Annotated in this window: 18 protein-coding genes; 9 read left to right on the forward strand and 9 right to left on the reverse strand. The window is 61.7% G+C overall.

Annotated features, from left to right (window positions below; genetic code table 11):
* Positions 1 to 71: 71 nt before the first annotated feature.
* The 6 genes from nusB to nrdR all read right to left on the reverse strand — a co-directional run bounded on the left by nusB (position 72) and on the right by nrdR (position 4,551).
* Entirely contained in the window at positions 72 to 572 is a 501-nt protein-coding gene (nusB, locus tag HNR03_RS23530; RefSeq protein WP_259156175.1) for a transcription antitermination factor NusB, read from the reverse strand.
* Positions 569 to 1,045 (reverse strand): 6,7-dimethyl-8-ribityllumazine synthase, encoded by a 477-nt coding sequence (ribE, locus tag HNR03_RS23535; RefSeq protein ID WP_003185938.1) that lies wholly within the window; start codon positions 1,043 to 1,045, stop codon positions 569 to 571. Before ribE ends, nusB begins: the two co-directional genes overlap by 4 nt.
* 91 nt (positions 1,046 to 1,136) lie before the next feature.
* Positions 1,137 to 2,228 carry a bifunctional 3,4-dihydroxy-2-butanone-4-phosphate synthase/GTP cyclohydrolase II gene (gene ribBA / locus HNR03_RS23540; RefSeq protein ID WP_090179339.1) on the reverse strand — a complete coding sequence of 364 codons (1,092 nt, stop codon included), beginning with the start codon at positions 2,226 to 2,228 and terminating at the stop codon, positions 1,137 to 1,139.
* A gap of 16 nt (positions 2,229 to 2,244) precedes the next feature.
* Complete coding sequence (locus HNR03_RS23545; protein WP_008000433.1) at positions 2,245 to 2,910, reverse strand: riboflavin synthase; 666 nt, start codon at positions 2,908 to 2,910, stop codon at positions 2,245 to 2,247.
* A 46-nt stretch (positions 2,911 to 2,956) separates the two neighbouring features.
* Positions 2,957 to 4,090: a bifunctional diaminohydroxyphosphoribosylaminopyrimidine deaminase/5-amino-6-(5-phosphoribosylamino)uracil reductase RibD gene (gene ribD, locus HNR03_RS23550; protein WP_259156176.1), complete on the reverse strand. Its 1,134-nt coding sequence runs from the start codon at positions 4,088 to 4,090 to the stop codon at positions 2,957 to 2,959.
* On the reverse strand, positions 4,087 to 4,551 hold the full coding sequence (nrdR, locus tag HNR03_RS23555) for a transcriptional regulator NrdR (RefSeq protein ID WP_003228656.1): 465 nt from the start codon (positions 4,549 to 4,551) through the stop codon (positions 4,087 to 4,089). The genes ribD and nrdR overlap by 4 nt, the downstream gene beginning before the upstream one ends.
* 128 nt (positions 4,552 to 4,679) lie before the next feature.
* Between nrdR and HNR03_RS23560 the strand changes: the two genes are divergently transcribed.
* From HNR03_RS23560 to trxA, 3 genes are all read left to right on the forward strand, one after another.
* The gene (locus tag HNR03_RS23560) at positions 4,680 to 5,144 is read left to right on the forward strand and encodes a hypothetical protein (RefSeq protein ID WP_222588641.1); all 465 of its coding nucleotides are present in this window, start codon (positions 4,680 to 4,682) and stop codon (positions 5,142 to 5,144) included.
* Positions 5,141 to 5,797, forward strand: coding sequence for a methyltransferase (locus tag HNR03_RS23565; RefSeq protein WP_222588642.1), 657 nt, complete (start codon positions 5,141 to 5,143; stop codon positions 5,795 to 5,797). Before HNR03_RS23560 ends, HNR03_RS23565 begins: the two co-directional genes overlap by 4 nt.
* 181 nt (positions 5,798 to 5,978) lie before the next feature.
* Positions 5,979 to 6,851: a thioredoxin gene (trxA, locus tag HNR03_RS23570; protein ID WP_208671254.1), complete on the forward strand. Its 873-nt coding sequence runs from the start codon at positions 5,979 to 5,981 to the stop codon at positions 6,849 to 6,851.
* A gap of 103 nt (positions 6,852 to 6,954) precedes the next feature.
* On the opposite strand, the gene HNR03_RS23575 is transcribed toward trxA, so the two are convergent.
* Entirely contained in the window at positions 6,955 to 7,296 is a 342-nt protein-coding gene (locus HNR03_RS23575; RefSeq protein WP_259156177.1) for a hypothetical protein, read from the reverse strand.
* Positions 7,297 to 7,431: 135 nt separating this feature from the next.
* On the opposite strand from HNR03_RS23575, the gene HNR03_RS23580 reads away from it, so the two are divergent.
* The 5 genes from HNR03_RS23580 to HNR03_RS23600 all read left to right on the forward strand — a co-directional run bounded on the left by HNR03_RS23580 (position 7,432) and on the right by HNR03_RS23600 (position 11,570).
* The gene (locus tag HNR03_RS23580; protein ID WP_259156178.1) at positions 7,432 to 8,004 is read left to right on the forward strand and encodes a DUF2796 domain-containing protein; all 573 of its coding nucleotides are present in this window, start codon (positions 7,432 to 7,434) and stop codon (positions 8,002 to 8,004) included.
* A gap of 137 nt (positions 8,005 to 8,141) precedes the next feature.
* Positions 8,142 to 8,852 carry an ABC transporter ATP-binding protein gene (locus HNR03_RS23585; RefSeq protein ID WP_259156179.1) on the forward strand — a complete coding sequence of 237 codons (711 nt, stop codon included), beginning with the start codon at positions 8,142 to 8,144 and terminating at the stop codon, positions 8,850 to 8,852.
* A 1-nt stretch (position 8,853) separates the two neighbouring features.
* Positions 8,854 to 10,119 carry an ABC transporter permease gene (locus HNR03_RS23590; RefSeq protein ID WP_208671250.1) on the forward strand — a complete coding sequence of 422 codons (1,266 nt, stop codon included), beginning with the start codon at positions 8,854 to 8,856 and terminating at the stop codon, positions 10,117 to 10,119.
* An 11-nt stretch (positions 10,120 to 10,130) separates the two neighbouring features.
* Positions 10,131 to 10,649 (forward strand): DUF3299 domain-containing protein, encoded by a 519-nt coding sequence (locus tag HNR03_RS23595; protein WP_090179313.1) that lies wholly within the window; start codon positions 10,131 to 10,133, stop codon positions 10,647 to 10,649.
* 222 nt (positions 10,650 to 10,871) lie between these two features.
* Positions 10,872 to 11,570 (forward strand): OmpW family protein, encoded by a 699-nt coding sequence (locus HNR03_RS23600; protein ID WP_222588648.1) that lies wholly within the window; start codon positions 10,872 to 10,874, stop codon positions 11,568 to 11,570.
* Positions 11,571 to 11,696: 126 nt separating this feature from the next.
* Here HNR03_RS23600 and HNR03_RS23605 read toward each other — a convergent pair whose 3' ends face one another.
* Both HNR03_RS23605 and HNR03_RS23610 read right to left on the reverse strand, forming a co-directional pair.
* Positions 11,697 to 12,626 carry an NAD-dependent epimerase/dehydratase family protein gene (locus tag HNR03_RS23605; RefSeq protein ID WP_259156180.1) on the reverse strand — a complete coding sequence of 310 codons (930 nt, stop codon included), beginning with the start codon at positions 12,624 to 12,626 and terminating at the stop codon, positions 11,697 to 11,699.
* Positions 12,619 to 13,503, reverse strand: a complete 885-nt coding sequence (locus tag HNR03_RS23610; protein ID WP_222588650.1) for a sugar nucleotide-binding protein — start codon at positions 13,501 to 13,503, stop codon at positions 12,619 to 12,621. Before HNR03_RS23610 ends, HNR03_RS23605 begins: the two co-directional genes overlap by 8 nt.
* Before the next feature lie 308 nt (positions 13,504 to 13,811).
* Here HNR03_RS23610 and HNR03_RS23615 point away from each other — a divergent pair, with 308 nt between their 5' ends.
* On the forward strand, positions 13,812 to 18,128 hold the full coding sequence (locus HNR03_RS23615) for a DEAD/DEAH box helicase (protein ID WP_259156181.1): 4,317 nt from the start codon (positions 13,812 to 13,814) through the stop codon (positions 18,126 to 18,128).
* The last annotated feature ends 82 nt before the right edge of the window (positions 18,129 to 18,210 follow it).

Genomic DNA, 18,210 nt, shown 5'->3' on the forward strand with positions numbered 1-18,210 from the left:
CCTTGTCTGGCAACACCAGCCACTCGCTAAAAAACGAACGTATCGGCGAGACAGGACACTGCAAGCGCCGATTAGCGCTTGTACGCCTTCACTTCAGCTTCACGCAGACGCGGGGCCAGCTTGTCGAGCACACCGTTGACGAACTTGTGACCGTCGGTGGAACCGAAGACCTTGGCCAGTTCGATACCTTCGTTGATCACAACGCGGTACGGCACATCGACACGCTCAAGCAGTTCCCAGGTGGACAGGCGTAACACCGCCAGTTCAACCGGGTCCAGCTCTTCGATGGTCAAGTCCAGGCAAGGCTTGAGTGCGGCGTCGATCCTGTCCTTCTGCGCTGGAACCCCGTGCAGGATTTCGCGGAAGTAGGCACCGTCGACATCGCTGAAATCGTTATCGACCCGAAACTGCGCTTCGATCTCGTTCAACGACTGCTTGGCCATGTGCCATTGGTATAGCGCTTGAGTCGCGAGCTGACGGGCTTCGCGACGCTTGACGCTTTTCGATGGCTTGCCGGCATCCGCAGGCTTTGGATCGCGCGGGTTGAAACGATCACTTTCGTCGCTAATCACTTGGCCTCCAACTGCGCCAGCAGGCTGACCATTTCCAGAGCGGACAGGGCAGCTTCAGCACCTTTGTTGCCGGCCTTGGTGCCGGAACGTTCGATGGCTTGTTCGATGGAATCAACGGTCAGGACGCCGAAAGCGACCGGAACGCCGAACTCCATGGACACCTGGGCCAGGCCCTTGGTGCATTCGCCCGCCACGTATTCGAAGTGCGGAGTACCGCCACGAATGACCGCGCCCAAGGCGATGATTGCCGCGTATTCACCCTTTTGAGCGACTTTCTGCGCAACCAGGGGAATTTCGAAGGCGCCAGGCGCACGGATGATGGTGATGTCGCTTTCGCTCACGCCATGGCGAACCAGGGCATCAACTGCACCGCTGACCAGGCTTTCAACGACGAAGCTGTTGAAACGGCCCACTACCAAAGCGTAGCGGCCTTTAGGGGCGATGAAGGTACCTTCGATGGTCTTCAGGGTCATTCGTTAGATCTCTTAAAGAGCCGGGACGCGTTTTCTACGCATCCCTCAGTGATATTTGAACCGCGAATACAGGGCCGGGAACAACCGGTCATTATTCGGAGGGCACGTATTCTACAACTTCCAGATCAAAACCGGATATCGCATTAAATTTCATTGGCGCGCTCATCAGGCGCATTTTGCGTACGCCCAGGTCCCGAAGGATCTGCGAACCGGCACCGACAATGCTGTAGGTGGTCGGTTTTTTCACCGCGGTCTGATCGGCGGTTTCGCGGATGTGCGCCAGCAACACGTCGCCATCGAGCGGATGACCCAGCAACAGCACCACACCGCTGCCAGCCTCGGCCACCGCAGCCATCGCGGCGCGCAGGCTCCAGCGCCCCGGTTGCTTGACCATCAACAGGTCGCGCAGCGGGTCCATGTTATGCACCCGAACCAGGGTCGGTTCATCAGCGCACACGGTGCCCAGTGTCAGGGCCATGTGCACGTCGCCTTCCACGGAATCACGATAGGTCACCAGGTTGAACTGGCCCAGTTCGCTGTCCAAAGGCTGCTCGGCAATCCGCTGAACGGTACGTTCGTGGATCATCCGGTAGTGGATCAGGTCGGCGATGGTGCCGATCTTGATGTTGTGTTCAGCCGCGAAGGCTTCGAGTTCGGTGCGACGGGACATGGTGCCGTCGTCGTTCATCACTTCGCAGATCACGCCGCTCGGCTCGAAACCGGCCATGCGCGCAAGATCGCAAGCCGCTTCGGTGTGACCGGCGCGAGCGAGTGTGCCGCCGGCCTGGGCCATCAGCGGGAAGATGTGGCCCGGGCTGACGATGTCTTCCGCCTTGGCGTCTTTCGCCGCAGCCGCTTGCACGGTGCGCGCACGGTCGGCAGCGGAGATGCCGGTGGTCACGCCTTCGGCCGCTTCGATGGACACGGTGAACTTGGTGCCGAAACCGGAGCCGTTGCGTGGTGCCATCAGGGGCAGCTTGAGCAGTTCGCAGCGCTCACGGCTCATCGGCATGCAGATCAGGCCACGGGCGTGCTTGGCCATGAAGTTGATGTGTTCGGCCTTGCAGCATTCGGCGGCCATGATCAGGTCGCCTTCGTTCTCGCGGTCTTCGTCATCCATGAGGATGACCATCTTGCCTTGGCGGATGTCTTCAACCAGTTCTTCGATGCTATTGAGCGCCACAAGGCACCCCCTTGAGTCAGGATTTGAGGTAGCCGTTGGCGGCCAGAAAGCTTTCGGTGATGTTTCCGGATTTTGCAGGCTCTGCGGCCTTGTCGCCCAACAACAGGCGTTCCAGGTAACGGGCCAGCAGGTCGACCTCAAGGTTCACCCGGCGACCTGGCTGGTACGAGGCCATGATGGTTTCGCTCAGGGTGTGCGGAATGATGGTCAGCAGGAACTCGGCGCCATCGACCGCGTTCACGGTCAGGCTGGTGCCGTCGACGGTGATCGAGCCTTTATGGGCGATGTACTTGGCCAGTTCCTTGGGCGCACGGATGCGGAACTCCACAGCGCGCGCGTTCTCGGTGCGGGCAACGACTTCGCCCACGCCGTCGACGTGACCGCTGACCAGATGTCCGCCCAGGCGTGTGGTCGGGGTCAGGGCTTTTTCCAGGTTCACCGGGCTGCCGCTTTTCAGGTCATTCATTGCCGTGCAGTCGAGGGTTTCGCGACTCACGTCCGCCGCAAAGCCGTTGCCTGGCAATTCAACCGCCGTCAGGCACACGCCGTTGACCGCGATGCTGTCGCCCAGTTTGACGTCGCTCAAGTCGAGCTTGCCGGTTTCTACGTGTACCCGCACATCTCCGCCTTTTGGGGTCAATGCACGAATACTGCCGATGGATTCGATGATGCCGGTAAACATGGAGTCCTCCTCGAGAACAGGGCCGACGCGTGACGCAGGCCGGGAATTATACGCTCGCCGCTGGCACAGGAATGGCGATGACTCGCCAGTCATCGCCAACCGCGCGGATTTCGGTAATTTTCAGCTCGGGTGCGTCTTTCATGTGCGCCAGCGGCCAGTCCAGCAGCGGTCGCGCCGATGAGCCAAGGAACTTGCCGGCGATGAAAATCTGGAACTCATCCACCAGACCTTGCTGGGCAAAAGCCCCCGCCAGGCGCGGGCCGGCCTCGACCAACACTTCGTTGACGTCGCGATGGGCCAGCTCAACCAGCAACTTGCGCAGGTCGACCAGACCATCCTCGCCCGTCACGATCAGGCATTCCGGGCCGTTGGCGTATTGCTCTTCGACCGCCATGCAGGTGGCGACCAGGGCCGGGCCGGCCTTGAAGAACGGCGCGTCCAGCGGCACGCGCAAACGGCCATCGATCAACACCCGCAGTGGCGGACGGCTCATGGCGAGTGCGGTCTGCTCGGCGTCCAACCCCAGTTCATCGGCGCGTACGGTCAAACGGGCATTGTCTGCCAGCACCGTGTCGGCGCCGGTCAGCACCACACTGGCTTGCGCGCGCAGGCGTTGAACCGCCGAGCGTGCGGCCGGACCGGTGATCCATTGACTTTCGCCACTTTCCATCGCCGTGCGACCGTCCAGGCTCATGGCCAACTTCACCCGCACGAACGGCAAGCCGTGTTCCATGCGCTTGAGGAAGCCTTCGTTGAGCTTGCGCGCCTCGCCTTCCAGCACACCGCTTTCAATGGCGATACCGGCCTGGGCCAAACGCTGCATGCCGCGACCGGCGACCGCAGGATTAGGGTCCTGCATGCCGGCCACTACCCGCGCGACACCGGCGTTCACCAGCGCATCGGCGCAGGGCGGCGTGCGGCCGTGGTGGCTGCAAGGTTCGAGGGTCACGTACGCCGTCGCACCTCGGGCCTTGTCACCGGCGGCGCGCAAGGCGTGGACTTCGGCATGCGGTTCGCCAGCACGCACATGCCAGCCTTCGCCGACGATTTGGCCGTCACGCACGATCACGCAGCCGACCCGAGGGTTGGGGTGCGTCGTGTAATGACCTTTGCGCGCCAGTTCCAGGGCGCGGGCCATGTAATGGGCGTCGAGGATGGCTTGTTCCGGGGTGGTGGTCATTCTTTCACCGGCTCACGGGCCAGGCGATCGATCTCTTCACGGAACTCATTGAGGTCCTGGAAGCGGCGATACACGGAGGCGAAACGAATGTAGGCGACTTCGTCGAGCTTTTGCAGCTCGGCCATCACCAGTTCACCGACCACGAGGGATTTGACCTCGCGCTCGCCGGTGGCGCGCAGCTTGTGTTTGATGTGCACCAGCGACGATTCCAGGCGTTCGACACTCACCGGGCGCTTCTCGAGCGCTCGCTGCATGCCGGCACGAAGTTTTTCTTCGTCGAACGGCTGGCGGCTGCCGTCGGTTTTTATCAGGCGCGGCAACACCAGTTCAGCCGTCTCGAACGTCGTGAAACGCTCGCCGCAGGCCAGGCATTCACGCCGGCGGCGCACCTGTTCGCCCTCGGCGACCAGACGCGAGTCGATGACCTTGGTGTCGTTGGCACCGCAGAAGGGACAGTGCATGGTGGCAGGCAACAAAAAAAGGGAGGGCCATGGTAGCGCATCCCCGTGGCAAGACAAGCCATAGGGTTTGCGGTATACAGACGGGTTATAGAGCTTGATCCATGGATTTCACCTCGCTGGAGCCGCAAATGTCCCTAAGACCGCTCGTTATGCTCAGTCTTTTCAGCCTGCTGGTGGCCTGCGGCAGCGATGCGCCCAAGCCCCAGCCGCCAACGCCGGGGCCCGCCCCGCAGGCGGCGCAGAAGAAAGCCCAAGAGTCCGCCAACCTCGGCCCACTGCCCGCTTATCAGCGCGAATTGAGTGGCACCCTGCTAGGCGTGCCGGCGGGTGCCGAAGTCGAATTGGCGTTGCTGGTGATCGATGACAAGGCCCGTCCGCAACAATTGCTCGCCAGCTCCAGCCTGATCGGCACCAATCAAGTGTTGCCGTTTCACCTGCGTTTCAACCCGGACTCGTTTCCGGTGGGTGCCCGCGTTGAACTGCGCGGCCGCGCCAGCCAGTCCGGCCAGCTGATTTTGCATCTGCCGTCGCAGATCATTACCCAGCCAACGACGCAAGCACTGGGTCAGCTGCAATTCGTCAAAGCGCCATGATTGCACCGTTCGACCTTCAACAGGCGTTGGGGCAATTGCTCGGTGATGCGCAGCTTGTGCCTGTCGCCTTGCCGGACTGCGAGCTGAAACTCTGGCTGATCGACGGCGACAACATGGACCGCGCTTTCAGCCCGGAAGAAACCCGGCGGATTCTGCACGAACCACCGTACTGGAGTTTCTGCTGGGCCAGCGGCCTGGCAGTTGCCCGTTATCTCGCCGAATTTCCGCAGTGGGTCAAAGGCAAACGCGTGCTGGATTTCGGCGCCGGCTCCGGGGTCGCGGGGATTGCCGCGGTCAAGGCTGGCGCGCTGGAAGTGGTGGCCTGTGACATGGACCCGCTGGCGATTGCGGCGTGTCGGGCGAATGCCGAACTCAATGACGTACAGCTCAACTACTCGACGGATTTTTTCGCCGAGGCGGATCGCTTCGATCTGATTCTGGTGGCCGATGTGCTCTACGACCGGGCGAACCTGCCGTTGCTCGATGAGTTTTTGAGCCGTGGCCAGCAGGCGCTGGTGGCGGATTCGCGGGTGAGGGACTTTCGTCATCCGCTGTATCAACGCATCGAAATGCTGGAGGCGATGACCCTGCCGGATCTGGCCGAGCCTGAAGAGTTTCGCTATGTAAGCCTCTACCACGCCACCCGGACATGATCGTTCCCACGCTCTGCGTGGGAATGCAGCCCTGGACGCTCCGCGTCCATTCGTACAGCGTGACGCACAGCGTCACAGGAGGCATTCCCACGCGGAGCGTGGGAACGATCATTGCTCCGACTTCCGGCCGCCCACCACCAAGCCGTATAGTGGCCCCATTCACGCTTCCAAGAGATCCCCCATGAGTCAGGAAACGCCGTATATCTTCGACGCCACGACTGCCGATTTCGACCAGTCGGTGATCGAGAACTCCTTCCATAAACCGGTGCTGGTGGATTTCTGGGCCGAATGGTGTGCGCCCTGCAAAGTGCTGATGCCAATGCTGCAGACCATCGCCGAGAGCTATCAGGGCGAGTTGCTGCTGGCCAAGGTCAATTGCGATCTCGAACAGGACATCGTCGCCCGTTTCGGCATTCGCAGCCTGCCGACCGTGGTGCTGTTCAAGGACGGTCAACCGGTGGACGGTTTTGCCGGCGCGCAACCGGAATCGGCGGTGCGGGCAATGCTCGAGCCTCACGTTCAAATGCCACCACCGGCAGCGACCGACCCAATCGAGCAGGCTCAGGCCTTGTTCGACGACAGCCGCTTCGCCGACGCCGAAGCCGTGCTCAAAGTGCTGCTGGGCGAAGACAACACCAACGCTCGTGCACTGATTCTCTATGCCCGCTGCCTGACTGAACGTGGCGAGTTGGGCGAAGCACAAACCGTGCTGGATGCGGTGAAAAGCGATGAGCACAAAGCAGCGCTGGCTGGTGCCAAGGCACAGATCCAATTCCTCGGTCAGGCCAAGGACTTGCCGGATGCGGCGGACCTGAAAGCGCGCCTGGCGAAAAATCCGCAGGACGATGAGGCGGTGTATCAACTGGCGATCCAGCAGTTGGCCCGCCAGCAATACGACGCCGCGCTGGATGCGTTGCTCAAGCTGTTCATCCGCAATCGCAGCTACAGTGAAGGCTTACCGCACAAGACCTTGCTGCAGGTGTTTGAACTGCTGGGCAATGATCATCCTCTGGTGACCACGTACCGCCGCAAGTTGTTTGCTGCGCTTTATTAAAAAGTCAAAAGATCGCAGCCTCGTTGCACTCGACAGCTCCTACATGGGATTTAGCTTTCCTGTAGGAGCTGTCGAGTGCAACGAGGCTGCGATCTTTTGCGGTTTACTCGATCCAGCTATAGAGCGGCGTATCGCCGCCGCTCGTCACCTTCACATCGGCGCAGTGACGCAGGCGCACCAACAGGCGTTTGCCCGAGGCTGCGCTGCCGGTCAGACCTTCCAGTTGTTCAAGCAAGTCCGGCCCGCTCAATTGCCCGGCCTTGCGTAGCAGGTCTTTGGCGATCTGCCACAACGCATCATCCTGATTCACCGGTTTGGCCGACGCCGCAACGGCCTCAGGTTGGGTCACTTGCAGCTGCGCGCCGAGTCGCGCCCAATCGCTGTCATCCATCTCCAGCGTCAAATCCACCGGCCAGTCGCCGATGCTTCCGCGAATTCGCAACATGAGTCTGCTCCCGCACATTTCTGACGTGCATGCTCCCATGCGACTTGCGCAACGCCAAGCAGACGGTCAAACTCCTCGCACTTACGTTATAAGATTACATAACAAATTATTCATTTTGCTTTCCGGAGACCCGTCATGCGCCGTCTGCTTCTCGCTTTGCCGTTTGCCCTGCTGCCGTTGGCCGTAGCCCACGCTGCGGATGAACATGACCATGAGCACGGCAGTCTCGGTGCGCACGAACATGGCGTCGGTCGCCTGAACGCGGCGCTGGATGGCCAGACGCTGGAACTGGAGCTGGAAAGCCCGGCGATGAATCTGGTGGGTTTCGAACACGCCGCCACCACCGATGCCGATAAAGCCAAGGTCGCCGCCGTCCGTGCGCAGCTGGAAAAACCGCTGGCGCTATTCAACCTGCCCAAACCCGCCGGTTGCACAGTGGCGACTCAGGAACTGGAAAGCCCGCTGTTCGGTGACAAGCCAGATGCCGATCACGATGAAGACGCCAAGGACGAACATCACCACGACCACAGCGAAATCCACGCGCACTATCAATTCACCTGCGCGGCCCCGGGTGCGCTGAAAAACCTGGACCTGGCGAATATTTTCAACACGTTCCCGGCGACTCAGAAGATTCAGGTACAACTGATCAGCCCGAGCGGCCAGCAAGGGGTTGAAGTGACCGCGAAGGCTGCTGCCCTCAAATTCTAAATCCACCGCAAATCCCCTGTGGGAGCGAGCTTGCTCGCGATGGCGGTGTAACAGCCAGCATAGATGCTGAATGTTATGGCCCCCATCGCGAGCAAGCTCGCTCCCACAGGTAATTCAACACCCATGAATTCGGCGCTATGACCCAAGCACTCATCGAACTGTCCGACCTGGGCTTCAGCTGGCCCGGTCACCCGCCGCTGCTGGATATCCCGGCGTTTCGCCTGGAGCCCGGTGAAACCCTGTTCCTCAAGGGCCCCAGCGGCAGTGGCAAAACCACCCTGCTCGGCCTGCTCGGCGGGGTGCAGAAGCCCGATCGCGGCAGCATTCGCCTGCTGGGCCAGGAACTTACTGAACTCGGTGCCGGCGCACGTGACCGTTTTCGCGTCGATCACACCGGCTACATCTTCCAGCAGTTCAACTTGCTGCCGTTTCTCTCGGTGCGCGAAAACGTCGAGTTGCCCTGCCACTTCTCCAGACTGCGTGCCGAACGGGCGAAACAGCGTCACGGCAGCGTCGATCAGGCCGCAGCCACCCTGCTCGCGCATTTGGGTCTGAAGGATGAAAGCTTGCTCAGCCGTCGCGCCGATTCGCTGTCCATCGGCCAACAGCAACGGGTCGCCGCTGCTCGCGCATTGATCGGTCAGCCGGAACTGGTGATTGCCGACGAACCGACCTCAGCCCTGGATTACGACGCGCGCGAAAACTTTATTCGCTTGCTGTTCGCCGAGTGTCGCGAAGCCGGATCGAGCCTGTTGTTTGTCAGCCATGACCAGAGCCTCGCGCCACTGTTCGATCGCCATTTGTCGCTGGCCGATCTCAATCGCGCCGCCACCCCGTCCGAGGTTTGAGATGTATTTGTTTCGTCTAGCCCTGGCCAGCCTGGCTAACCGCCGCTTCACCGCGATTCTCACCGCGTTCGCCATCGCCCTGTCGGTCTGCCTGTTGTTGGCCGTGGAACGGGTGCGCACCGAAGCCAAGGCCAGTTTCGCCAGCACCATCAGCGGCACTGACTTGATTGTCGGTGCACGGTCCGGTTCGGTGAACCTGCTGCTGTACTCGGTGTTTCGCATTGGCAACGCCACCAACAACATTCGTTGGGACAGCTTCGAGCACTTCGCCAACGACCCGAAAGTGAAATGGGCAATCCCGATGTCTCTCGGTGATTCCCATCGCGGTTATCGCGTGATGGGCACCACCGAGGCGTACTTCGAGCATTACCAGTACGGCCATCAACAGCACCTGGAACTGGCCGATGGTCGCGCCTTCGCCACGGATCCGTTCGAGGTGGTGCTCGGCGCCGAAGTGGCGGATGCGTTGCATTACAAGCTCGGCGACAAACTGGTGCTGTCCCACGGTGTGGCAGCGATCAGCCTGGTCAAGCACGACGACAAGCCGTTCACCGTGGTCGGGATTCTCAAACGCACCGGCACCCCGGTGGATCGCACGCTGCACATCAGCCTTGGTGGCATGGAAGCCATTCACATCGACTGGCACAACGGTGTGCCCGCGCGCGGCAACGGTCGGATCAGTGCTGATCAGGCGCGCAACATGGACCTGACGCCGCAAGCGATTACCGCGTTCATGCTCGGCCTCAACAACAAGATTTCCACCTTCGCCGTGCAACGTGAAATCAACGAATTCCGCGGCGAACCGATGCTGGCGATCCTGCCGGGCGTAGCGTTGCAAGAACTCTGGAGCCTGATGAGCACGGCGGAAAAAGCCTTGTTTGTGGTCTCGCTGTTCGTGGTGCTGACCGGGCTGATCGGCATGCTCACGGCGATCCTCACCAGCCTTAATGAACGTCGCCGCGAGATGGCGATTCTGCGTTCGGTGGGCGCGCGGCCGTGGCACATCGCAACCTTGCTGGTGCTGGAAGCGTTTGCCCTGGCGCTGTCGGGAGTGATTGCCGGCGTGGCCCTGCTGTACGTGTGCATCGCTGCGGCGCAGGGGTATGTGCAGGCCAATTATGGTTTGTATTTGCCGCTGGCCTGGCCCAGCGAATATGAATGGACGCTGCTCGGTGGCATCCTGATCGCCGCGCTGCTGATGGGCAGCGTGCCGGCCTGGCGCGCGTATCGCCAATCTCTGGCCGATGGCCTGTCGATCCGACTATGAGGACGTTAACGATGCCCCGCGCCTTGCTTGCGCTGTTGATGCTGGTCGCCCTGCCGCTGTGGGCGGCCGAGCCGAAAGAACTGACCTGGTCGGAAATGATTCCACCGGACGCCATGCCGGAAGTGCCGAACATGACGCCGCTGCACGACCTGTCGCAGATGGGTAATGCGCTGGCCGCTGAATCGGCGCCGGCCGCCAAACAAGACATGCCCAACGCGCCAGTGGTTAAGAGCCTCGATGGCCAGAACATTCGCTTGCCGGGCTACATCGTGCCGCTGGAAGTGAGTGAGGAAGGTCGCACCACGGAGTTCCTGCTTGTGCCGTATTTCGGCGCCTGCATCCATGTGCCGCCACCGCCGTCGAATCAGATCGTGCATGTGAAAAGCGCAGTCGGCGTGAAGCTCGATGAGCTGTATCAGCCGTACTGGATCGAGGGTGCGTTGCAGGTCAAGGCGTCCACCAGCGAGTTGGCCGATGCGGGGTATCAGATGGAGGCCGACAAGATTTTTGTGTATGAGCTGCCGGAGTGAATCCGGTCGCTCTGTATTGCCAACTAGATAGCCTTCGCGAGCAAGCCCGCTCCCACAGGGATTAGGCGATCCCTTGTGGGAGCGGGCTTGCTCGCGAAGTGGCAATCTGCCGCACTACAAAAAAAGGGCCATCACTGTTTCATTGAGCTGCATCAAAAGACCGGATCAGACGCCTCCGTACCATTGGACATCGAATATTTTTAACGTCCTTTGGAGCCCTCCATGCACAAGTCCAAGCTCTGCGCGTCGCTACTTGCCCTCGCGCTCGCAGCCCCGCTCGCCTACGCCCACGAAGCAGGCGACATCATCGTTCGTGCCGGTGCAATCACCGTCAACCCCAAAGCCGACAGCTCCAGCGTCAAGGTCGATCAAGGCCCGTTGGCCGGCACCAATCTGGGTGGCAAGGCCACCATGAACAGCGACACGCAACTGGGCTTGAACTTCGCTTACATGATCGACAGCCACTGGGGAATCGAGCTGCTGGCGGCTTCGCCATTCGAGCATGACGTGAAGCTCAAAGGCACCGCCCTGGGCGCAGCCAACGGCAAACTCGGCACCCTCAAACACCTGCCGCCGACCTTGAGCGTGGTGTACTACCCGCTGGCGGCGAAGTCCCCGTTCCAGCCGTATGTCGGCGCGGGTATCAACTACACCTGGATCTACGACGAACACGTCAGCAGCGAAGCCCAGGCCAACGGCTTCAGCAATTTCAAGGCGGATAACTCCTGGGGCATGGCGTTTCAGGTCGGTGCTGACTACATGATCACCGACAACATCATGCTCAACGCCCAGGTGCGCTACATCGACATCGACACCACGGCGACCGTGGAAAACGACGCCGTGGCTCCGGGCACTCGGGCCAAGGTCGACGTGGATGTCGACCCGTTCATCTACATGGTCGGCTTGGGTTACAAGTTCTAAGGCACCGTCGTGATCGTTCCCACGCTCCGCGTGGGAATGCAGCCAGAGACGCTCTGCGTCTCAAGAGCGGACGCGGAGCGTCCATTGAGGCATTCCCACGCAGAGCGTGGGAACGATCATCAAACCTTAGCGCCCCAACAACCGCGCCAGCCCGACACTCATCGGTGTCTGCTCCGGGTAGGTAAAGCGCTCCAGCAATCGCTGGTTGTTCGCCCGCGAATGGCGGATATCGCCGGAGCGCGCCGGACCGTAGGTCACCGGCGGCAATTCACCGACCACCGCCGCCAGCGCTTCAAGCATTTGCTTGAGCGAGGTCGCCTGGTTCCAGCCGACATTCACTGCACCGACTTCGACCTGCGGTTTCTCGATGGCTTGCACCAGCAGGTCGACCAGATCCTCGACGTACACGAAATCACGAGTCTGCTCGCCATCGCCGAACACGGTGATCGGCAGGCCTTTCTGCGCACGCTCGCTGAAAATACTGATCACGCCGGAATACGGTGAAGACGGGTCCTGGCGTGGGCCGAAGATATTGAAGAAGCGGAAGATCACCGGCTCGAGGCCATGCTGGCGGCGGTAGAAATCGAAGTAATGCTCGCCGGCCAATTTGTCCGAAGCGTAGGGCGTCAGAGGCGCCTTGGGTGTGTCTTCGTCGATTGACTGACCTTCGCCATTGTTGCCGTAGACCGCCGCGCTGGACGCGTACAACACGCGTTTGACTCCGGCCTGGCGCATGGCTTCGCAGACATTCAGCGTGCCGATGAAATTGCTCTGGTGCGTTTTCACCGGATCATCCACCGAAGCCTGCACCGATGCCACCGCAGCCAAGTGCGCCACCGCGCTGCAACCGGCCATGGCCTGAGCCACCAGCGCGGCATTGGCGACATCGCCCACGATCAGCTCGACCTTCGGATTGTCCAACGGCAGGTTGCTGCGTTTGCCCGTGGACAAGTCATCGAGAATACGGACCGAATGTCCCTTGGCAAGCAAGGCATCGGTCAGGTGCGAGCCAATGAATCCGGCGCCACCGGTGATCAGAACAGGGCCGTCAGCCATGGCGATAGAACCTATCCAGTAAACCCGGGAGCGCTGCGCGCCAGGCGCGAGGCTTGATCCCGAACGTGTGCAGAATTTTCTTGCAGGCCAGCACCGCATGCTGCGGCTCTTCGGCGGCATCCGGGCGCGCGGCGTGAGCCTGAGCCGTCGGTGCTTCGATGGCCAGCGGGTGCAGGCTACGCGCTTCGGTGAGGATGGCCTGTCCCAATGCCAGCGGCGTCGTCGCCTCATGTCCGGCGTAATGATAGGTGCCCCATAACGGCGCCGCGCAATCGAGTTGCTTGAGCACCGAAATAATCACCCGCGCCGCGTCGTCGACCGGTGTCGGGTTACCCCGGCGGTCATCGGCCATGAGCAATTCTTCCGGCAATTCCGCACGGGCGAGGAATCGGCCGAGCGTGCCTTCGGGGCTGTCATCGAGCAGCCAGCCGAATCGCAGCAGCACGTGTTGCGGGCAAGTGGCACGCACGCTTTGTTCGATCCGCCACAGCGCCTGCCCCCGCTGCCCCAAGGGAACCGGTTCGTCTTTTTCGCTGTAAGCGGTTGCCCGGGAGCCGTCGAACACGCGATAGCTCGAAGGTTGCAGCAGCACGATGTTGTGGTGCTGGCACAGTTCGGCCAGACGTTCGATCGCCCGCTCCTGCCCGGCCAGACGCTGCTCGCTGACCGTCTCCGCCTGGAACCAGTCGAAATAGTAGGCGAGGTTGATCAGCGCGTCCGGACGGGTGTCGTCGAGCAGCTGCGTCAGGCTCGCGGCGTCCCAGCCGTCTTGCGGTGGGCGGGGGGCGAGGAAACCGATGTCTTCCTCTGCACCGAGGCGAATCAGCGCCTGCCCAAGGGCATTTCCGCCGCCCAGTAACATAAGGCGCATTCGCATAGAGTCAGCAGGCCCAGTCTGATTGGAACAAATGGTTTATCGACACCACCCGCAGGCAATGCCATCGATAGTTACCGGAATCGTTGCATTTTGCGGGTTTAGTGCGCAACCGTCATCCGTAAAGTGTAGATCCGCTGGATTTGCGGTGCCTGTGATGGCCTCATCGCGAGCAAGCCCGCTCCCACATTGGTCTAGGGCGAACACAAATCCCCTGTGGGAGCGGGCTTGCTCGCGAAGAGGCCCTGGAGATCGGCGAAGGTCTTGAGTGGTACTTGCATCTTCCCCACCTCGCCCGCATAAATTACCCCATGAATCTGCCTATCCCTCCAGACGCTGCAATGGCTGGCTTTCACCCCGCCGTCAGCGCCTGGTTCCGCAGTACCTTCCCGACGGTCACCGCCGCCCAGGGCCGGGCGTGGCCGATCATTCGCCAGCACCGCTCGACGCTGATCGCCGCGCCCACCGGCTCCGGCAAAACCCTCACCGCGTTTCTCGCCGTTATCGATGATCTGGTTCACCGCGGCCTGGAAAGCGAAGACGGATTGCCCGATCAAACCCTGGTGGTCTACGTCTCGCCGCTCAAAGCCCTGTCCAACGACATTCAGATCAACCTGCAAAACCCGCTGGCAGGGATCACCGAGCAATTGCGGGTGATGGGCCTGCCCGAACTGCAGATCAACACCGCCGTGCGCACCGGCGACACCCCGCAAAAAGACCGCTCGGCGATGCGCAAAACCGCACCGCACATTCTGGTGACCACTCCAGAATCCCTTTACGTGCTGCTCGGCTCCGATTCCGGCCGCAAGATGCTCGGCACCACGCGCACGGTGATCGTCGATGAAATCCACGCCATCGCCGCCAGCAAGCGCGGCAGCCATCTGGCCCTGAGCCTCGAACGCTTGCAGGCCTTGTGTGCAGAACCGTTGATGCGCATCGGCCTGTCGGCCACGCAAAAACCCATCGAAGCGGTCTCGCGCTTTCTCGTTGGCCGTGATCGCGAGTGCGAAATCATCGACATCGGCCATGCCCGTCCACGGGACCTGGGCATCGAAGTGCCGCCCGTGCCTCTGTCGGCGGTGATGGCCAATGATGTCTGGGAACTGGTGTACGACCGCCTCGCCGTCCTGGCCCGCGAACACCGCACCACCCTGATTTTCGTCAACACCCGGCGCCTGGCCGAACGCTTGAGCCGGCACTTGAGCGAGCGCCTGGGCAAAGACGCCGTCGCCGCGCACCACGGCAGCCTGGCCAAGGAATTTCGCCTGGACGCCGAGCAACGGCTCAAGCGCGGCGACTTGCAAGTGCTGATCGCCACGGCCTCGCTGGAATTGGGGATCGACATTGGCGATGTCGACCTGGTGTGCCAGATCGCTTCACCGCGCTCGATCGCCGGGTTTCTGCAACGGGTCGGCCGTTCCGGGCACCAGGTCGGCGGCACGCCCAAGGGCCGGTTGTTTGCCACCACCCGCGATGACTTGATCGAATGCGCCGCCCTGCTCGACTGCGTGCGCCGTGGTGAACTCGACACCTTGCAGATTCCCAAGGCGCCGCTGGACGTCCTGGCCCAGCAGATCATTGCCGAGGTCAGTTGCCAGGAATGGCAGGAGCAAGCGCTGCTGGAGATGTTCCGCAAGGCTTCTCCCTACGCCGAGCTCGACGAAAAACATTACCAGGCGCTGCTGCAGATGCTCGCCGAGGGCTACAACGGTCGCCAGGGTTTGCGTAGCGCTTATCTGCATCGCGATGCGCTGACCCGAACCCTGCGCGGTCGCCGTGGCGCCAAACTGACGGCCGTGACCAGTGGCGGGACCATTCCGGACAACGCCGATTACAGCGTGCTACTTGAGCCTCAAGGCCTGAACATCGGCAGCGTCAACGAAGACTTTGCGGTAGAAAGCATCGCCGGGGATGTCTTCCAGCTGGGCAATACCTCGTATCGAATCCTGCGCGTCGAAACCGGCAAGGTCCGGGTCGAGGATGCTCAGGGTCAGCCGCCGACCATTCCGTTCTGGCTCGGTGAAGCGCCGGGGCGCAGCGCGGAACTGTCGTTTGCCGTGGCACGCCTGCAAGCGCAACTCGATGAATTGCTCGGCGCCACGCCCGGTGATTTGCAACCGGCCATCGACTGGCTGACCGACACCCTCGGCCTGAACCTCGCCAGCGCCGAACAACTGGTCGATTACCTGGCCCGTGCGCGCCTGACCCTCGGCGCACTGCCCTCGCAAGACACGCTGCTGATGGAGCGTTTTTTCGACGAGTCCGGCGGCACGCAACTGATCATCCACACACCGTTCGGCAGTCGCATCAACCGCGCCTGGGGCCTGGCCCTGCGCAAGCGGTTTTGCCGCACCTTCAACTTCGAACTGCAAGCCGCCGCCAGTGAAGACGCCATCGTGTTGTCGCTGTCCACCAGCCACAGTTTCGAGCTCGATGATGTCTGGCGCTACCTGCACAGCAACACCGCCGAACACCTGCTGATTCAAGCGGTGCTGGATGCGCCACTGTTCGGTGTGCGCTGGCGCTGGAACGCCGGGGTCGCACTGGCGCTGCCGCGCTATACCGGCGGGCGTAAAGTCGCGCCGCAGATTCAGCGCATGAAGAGTGAAGATCTGATCGCCAGCGTGTTCCCCGATCAGATTGCCTGCGTGGAAAACCTCGCCGGCGAACGTGAAATCCCCGAGCATCCACTGATTGAACAAACCCTCGACGATTGCCTGCACGAGGCCATGGACAGCGAGGGCTGGCTCGCATTATTACGGCGCATGGAACGTGGCGAGGTGCGGCTGATCAGCCGCGATTTGCCGGCGCCCTCGCCACTGGCGGCAGAAATACTCAGCGCCCGCCCTTACACTTTTCTCGACGATGCACCGCTGGAAGAACGCCGCACTCAAGCGGTGCTCAACCGACGCTGGACCGACCCGCAGTCCACTGACGACCTCGGTGCGCTGGATGGCGAAGCGATCCAGGCCGTGCGCGACGAAGCCTGGCCAACGCCCACCAGCGTCGATGAAATGCATGAAGCGTTGATGAGCATGGCGTGCATCACCGAGGTTGAGGCGCGGGCCAATTCTCATTGGCTCGAATGGCTGAATGCACTTGCACACAGCGGACGCGCCAGCCGTTTGCAGATCAACGCCGGGCAATCGCTGTGGCTGGCGCTGGAACGACTGACTTGCCTGCGAGCGATTTATCCACAAGCCGATCTGCTGCCACCGCTTGAGGCGTTGCCAGGGTTCGATGAAGCCTGGGAGCCGGATGAAGCGGTGCTGGAAGTGATCCGCGCGCGGCTCAGCGCCTTTGGTCCACTGCCGCTCGAAGCGATTGCCGAACCGTTGGGACTGCTCACCGCGCAAGTCACCCAAGCGCTCGCGCACCTGGAGCGCGAAGGTTATGTATTGCGCGGCCAATTCACACCGGGAGCCGCTGAGGAAGAATGGTGCGAACGGCATCTGCTGGCGCGAATTCACCGCTACACGGTCAAGCGACTGCGGCGGGAAATCGAACCGGTGGCGCTGCAGGATTTCATGCGGTTTTTGTTTGACTGGCAGCACCTGTCCGCCGCCACCCAAGGCCAGGGCAACGCGGTGTTGCCCGCCATCGTCGCTCAATTCGAAGGCTACCCCGCTGCCGCATCCGCCTGGGACAGCGACATCCTGCCAACGCGGATCAAAGGCTATTCGGCGAGTTGGCTGGATGACCTGTGCCGCAGCGGCAAACTGGTCTGGACGCGCCTGACCGCGCGCAACAAGGCCGCCAGCACGGCGCTGCGCAGCACCCCGATTGTGTTGCTGCCGCGCAGTCAGGTCGGGCTCTGGAGCAGCCTGACCGAGCAGACGCCGATCAGCGAACTCTCGCCCAAAACGCAAAAAGTCCATGAGGCGCTGAGCCAGCACGGCGCGCTGTTTTTCGATGAGCTGATTCACGAAGCGCGCCTGCTGCGCGCGGAACTGGAAATTGCCTTGCAGGAACTGGTCGGTGCCGGGCTGGTGAATGCCGACAGCTTCGCCGGCCTGCGGGCGCTGATTACCCCGGCCAGCAAACGGCAGAATCGCAGCAGCCGGCGCGGACGCGGGGCGTTTGTCGGCGGGATGGACGATGCCGGTCGCTGGGCCTTGTTGCGTCGCGGGCCAACGCCGCCGGTTGTGGATAACAAACGTGCTTCCGCCACGCCGAGCGACACGCTGGAACATATCGCCATGACCTTGCTGCGCCGCTACGGCGTAGTGTTTTGGCGTTTGCTTGAGCGTGAAGCGGACTGGCTGCCGAGCTGGCGTGAATTGCTGCGCACGTTCCATCGTCTGGAGGCTCGCGGCGAGATTCGCGGTGGGCGCTTCGTCAGTGGCTTGGCCGGAGAACAGTTTGCGTTGCCAGAGGCCATTCCCCTGCTGCGTGAAGTGCGGCGACGGCCGCAGGACGGGAGTTTGATCGCGGTGTGCGGAGTTGATCCGCTGAACCTTGCCGGGACGTTATTGCCCGGCGCCAAGGTGCCGGCGTTGGCGAGTAATCGGTTGGTGTATCGCGATGGATTGCCGGCGGCTGCGGAGATTGCCGGCAAGCAGGTGTTCTGGCTGGAGCTGGATCAGCAATCGACTGCCGAGCTTCATAACAAGCTGATCCGGCATTGAGGTTTTCTTCGCCGGCCCCATCGCGAGCAGGCTCGCTCCCACATTGGATTTGTGTACGCCGCAGATCCCCTGTGGGAGTGAG

Origin of the sequence: Pseudomonas sp. JAI111, from assembly GCF_024809425.1 — a bacterium.
Classification (GTDB): Bacteria; Pseudomonadota; Gammaproteobacteria; order Pseudomonadales; family Pseudomonadaceae; genus Aquipseudomonas.

What these genes read in the sequence shown, in the direction of transcription:
- ribE (WP_003185938.1), bottom strand. Translation starts at nt 1,045, where the DNA reads ATGACCCTGAAGACCATCGAAGGTACCTTCATCGCCCCTAAAGGCCGC.
- HNR03_RS23545 (WP_008000433.1), bottom strand. Translation starts at nt 2,910, where the DNA reads ATGTTTACCGGCATCATCGAATCCATCGGCAGTATTCGTGCATTGACC.
- ribD (WP_259156176.1), bottom strand. Translation starts at nt 4,090, where the DNA reads ATGACCACCACCCCGGAACAAGCCATCCTCGACGCCCATTACATGGCC.
- nrdR (WP_003228656.1), bottom strand. Translation starts at nt 4,551, where the DNA reads ATGCACTGTCCCTTCTGCGGTGCCAACGACACCAAGGTCATCGACTCG.
- HNR03_RS23560 (WP_222588641.1), top strand. Translation starts at nt 4,680, where the DNA reads ATGTCCCTAAGACCGCTCGTTATGCTCAGTCTTTTCAGCCTGCTGGTG.
- HNR03_RS23565 (WP_222588642.1), top strand. Translation starts at nt 5,141, where the DNA reads ATGATTGCACCGTTCGACCTTCAACAGGCGTTGGGGCAATTGCTCGGT.
- trxA (WP_208671254.1), top strand. Translation starts at nt 5,979, where the DNA reads ATGAGTCAGGAAACGCCGTATATCTTCGACGCCACGACTGCCGATTTC.
- HNR03_RS23575 (WP_259156177.1), bottom strand. Translation starts at nt 7,296, where the DNA reads ATGTTGCGAATTCGCGGAAGCATCGGCGACTGGCCGGTGGATTTGACG.
- HNR03_RS23580 (WP_259156178.1), top strand. Translation starts at nt 7,432, where the DNA reads ATGCGCCGTCTGCTTCTCGCTTTGCCGTTTGCCCTGCTGCCGTTGGCC.
- HNR03_RS23585 (WP_259156179.1), top strand. Translation starts at nt 8,142, where the DNA reads ATGACCCAAGCACTCATCGAACTGTCCGACCTGGGCTTCAGCTGGCCC.
- HNR03_RS23590 (WP_208671250.1), top strand. Translation starts at nt 8,854, where the DNA reads ATGTATTTGTTTCGTCTAGCCCTGGCCAGCCTGGCTAACCGCCGCTTC.
- HNR03_RS23595 (WP_090179313.1), top strand. Translation starts at nt 10,131, where the DNA reads ATGCCCCGCGCCTTGCTTGCGCTGTTGATGCTGGTCGCCCTGCCGCTG.
- HNR03_RS23600 (WP_222588648.1), top strand. Translation starts at nt 10,872, where the DNA reads ATGCACAAGTCCAAGCTCTGCGCGTCGCTACTTGCCCTCGCGCTCGCA.
- HNR03_RS23605 (WP_259156180.1), bottom strand. Translation starts at nt 12,626, where the DNA reads ATGGCTGACGGCCCTGTTCTGATCACCGGTGGCGCCGGATTCATTGGC.
- HNR03_RS23610 (WP_222588650.1), bottom strand. Translation starts at nt 13,503, where the DNA reads ATGCGAATGCGCCTTATGTTACTGGGCGGCGGAAATGCCCTTGGGCAG.
- HNR03_RS23615 (WP_259156181.1), top strand. Translation starts at nt 13,812, where the DNA reads ATGAATCTGCCTATCCCTCCAGACGCTGCAATGGCTGGCTTTCACCCC.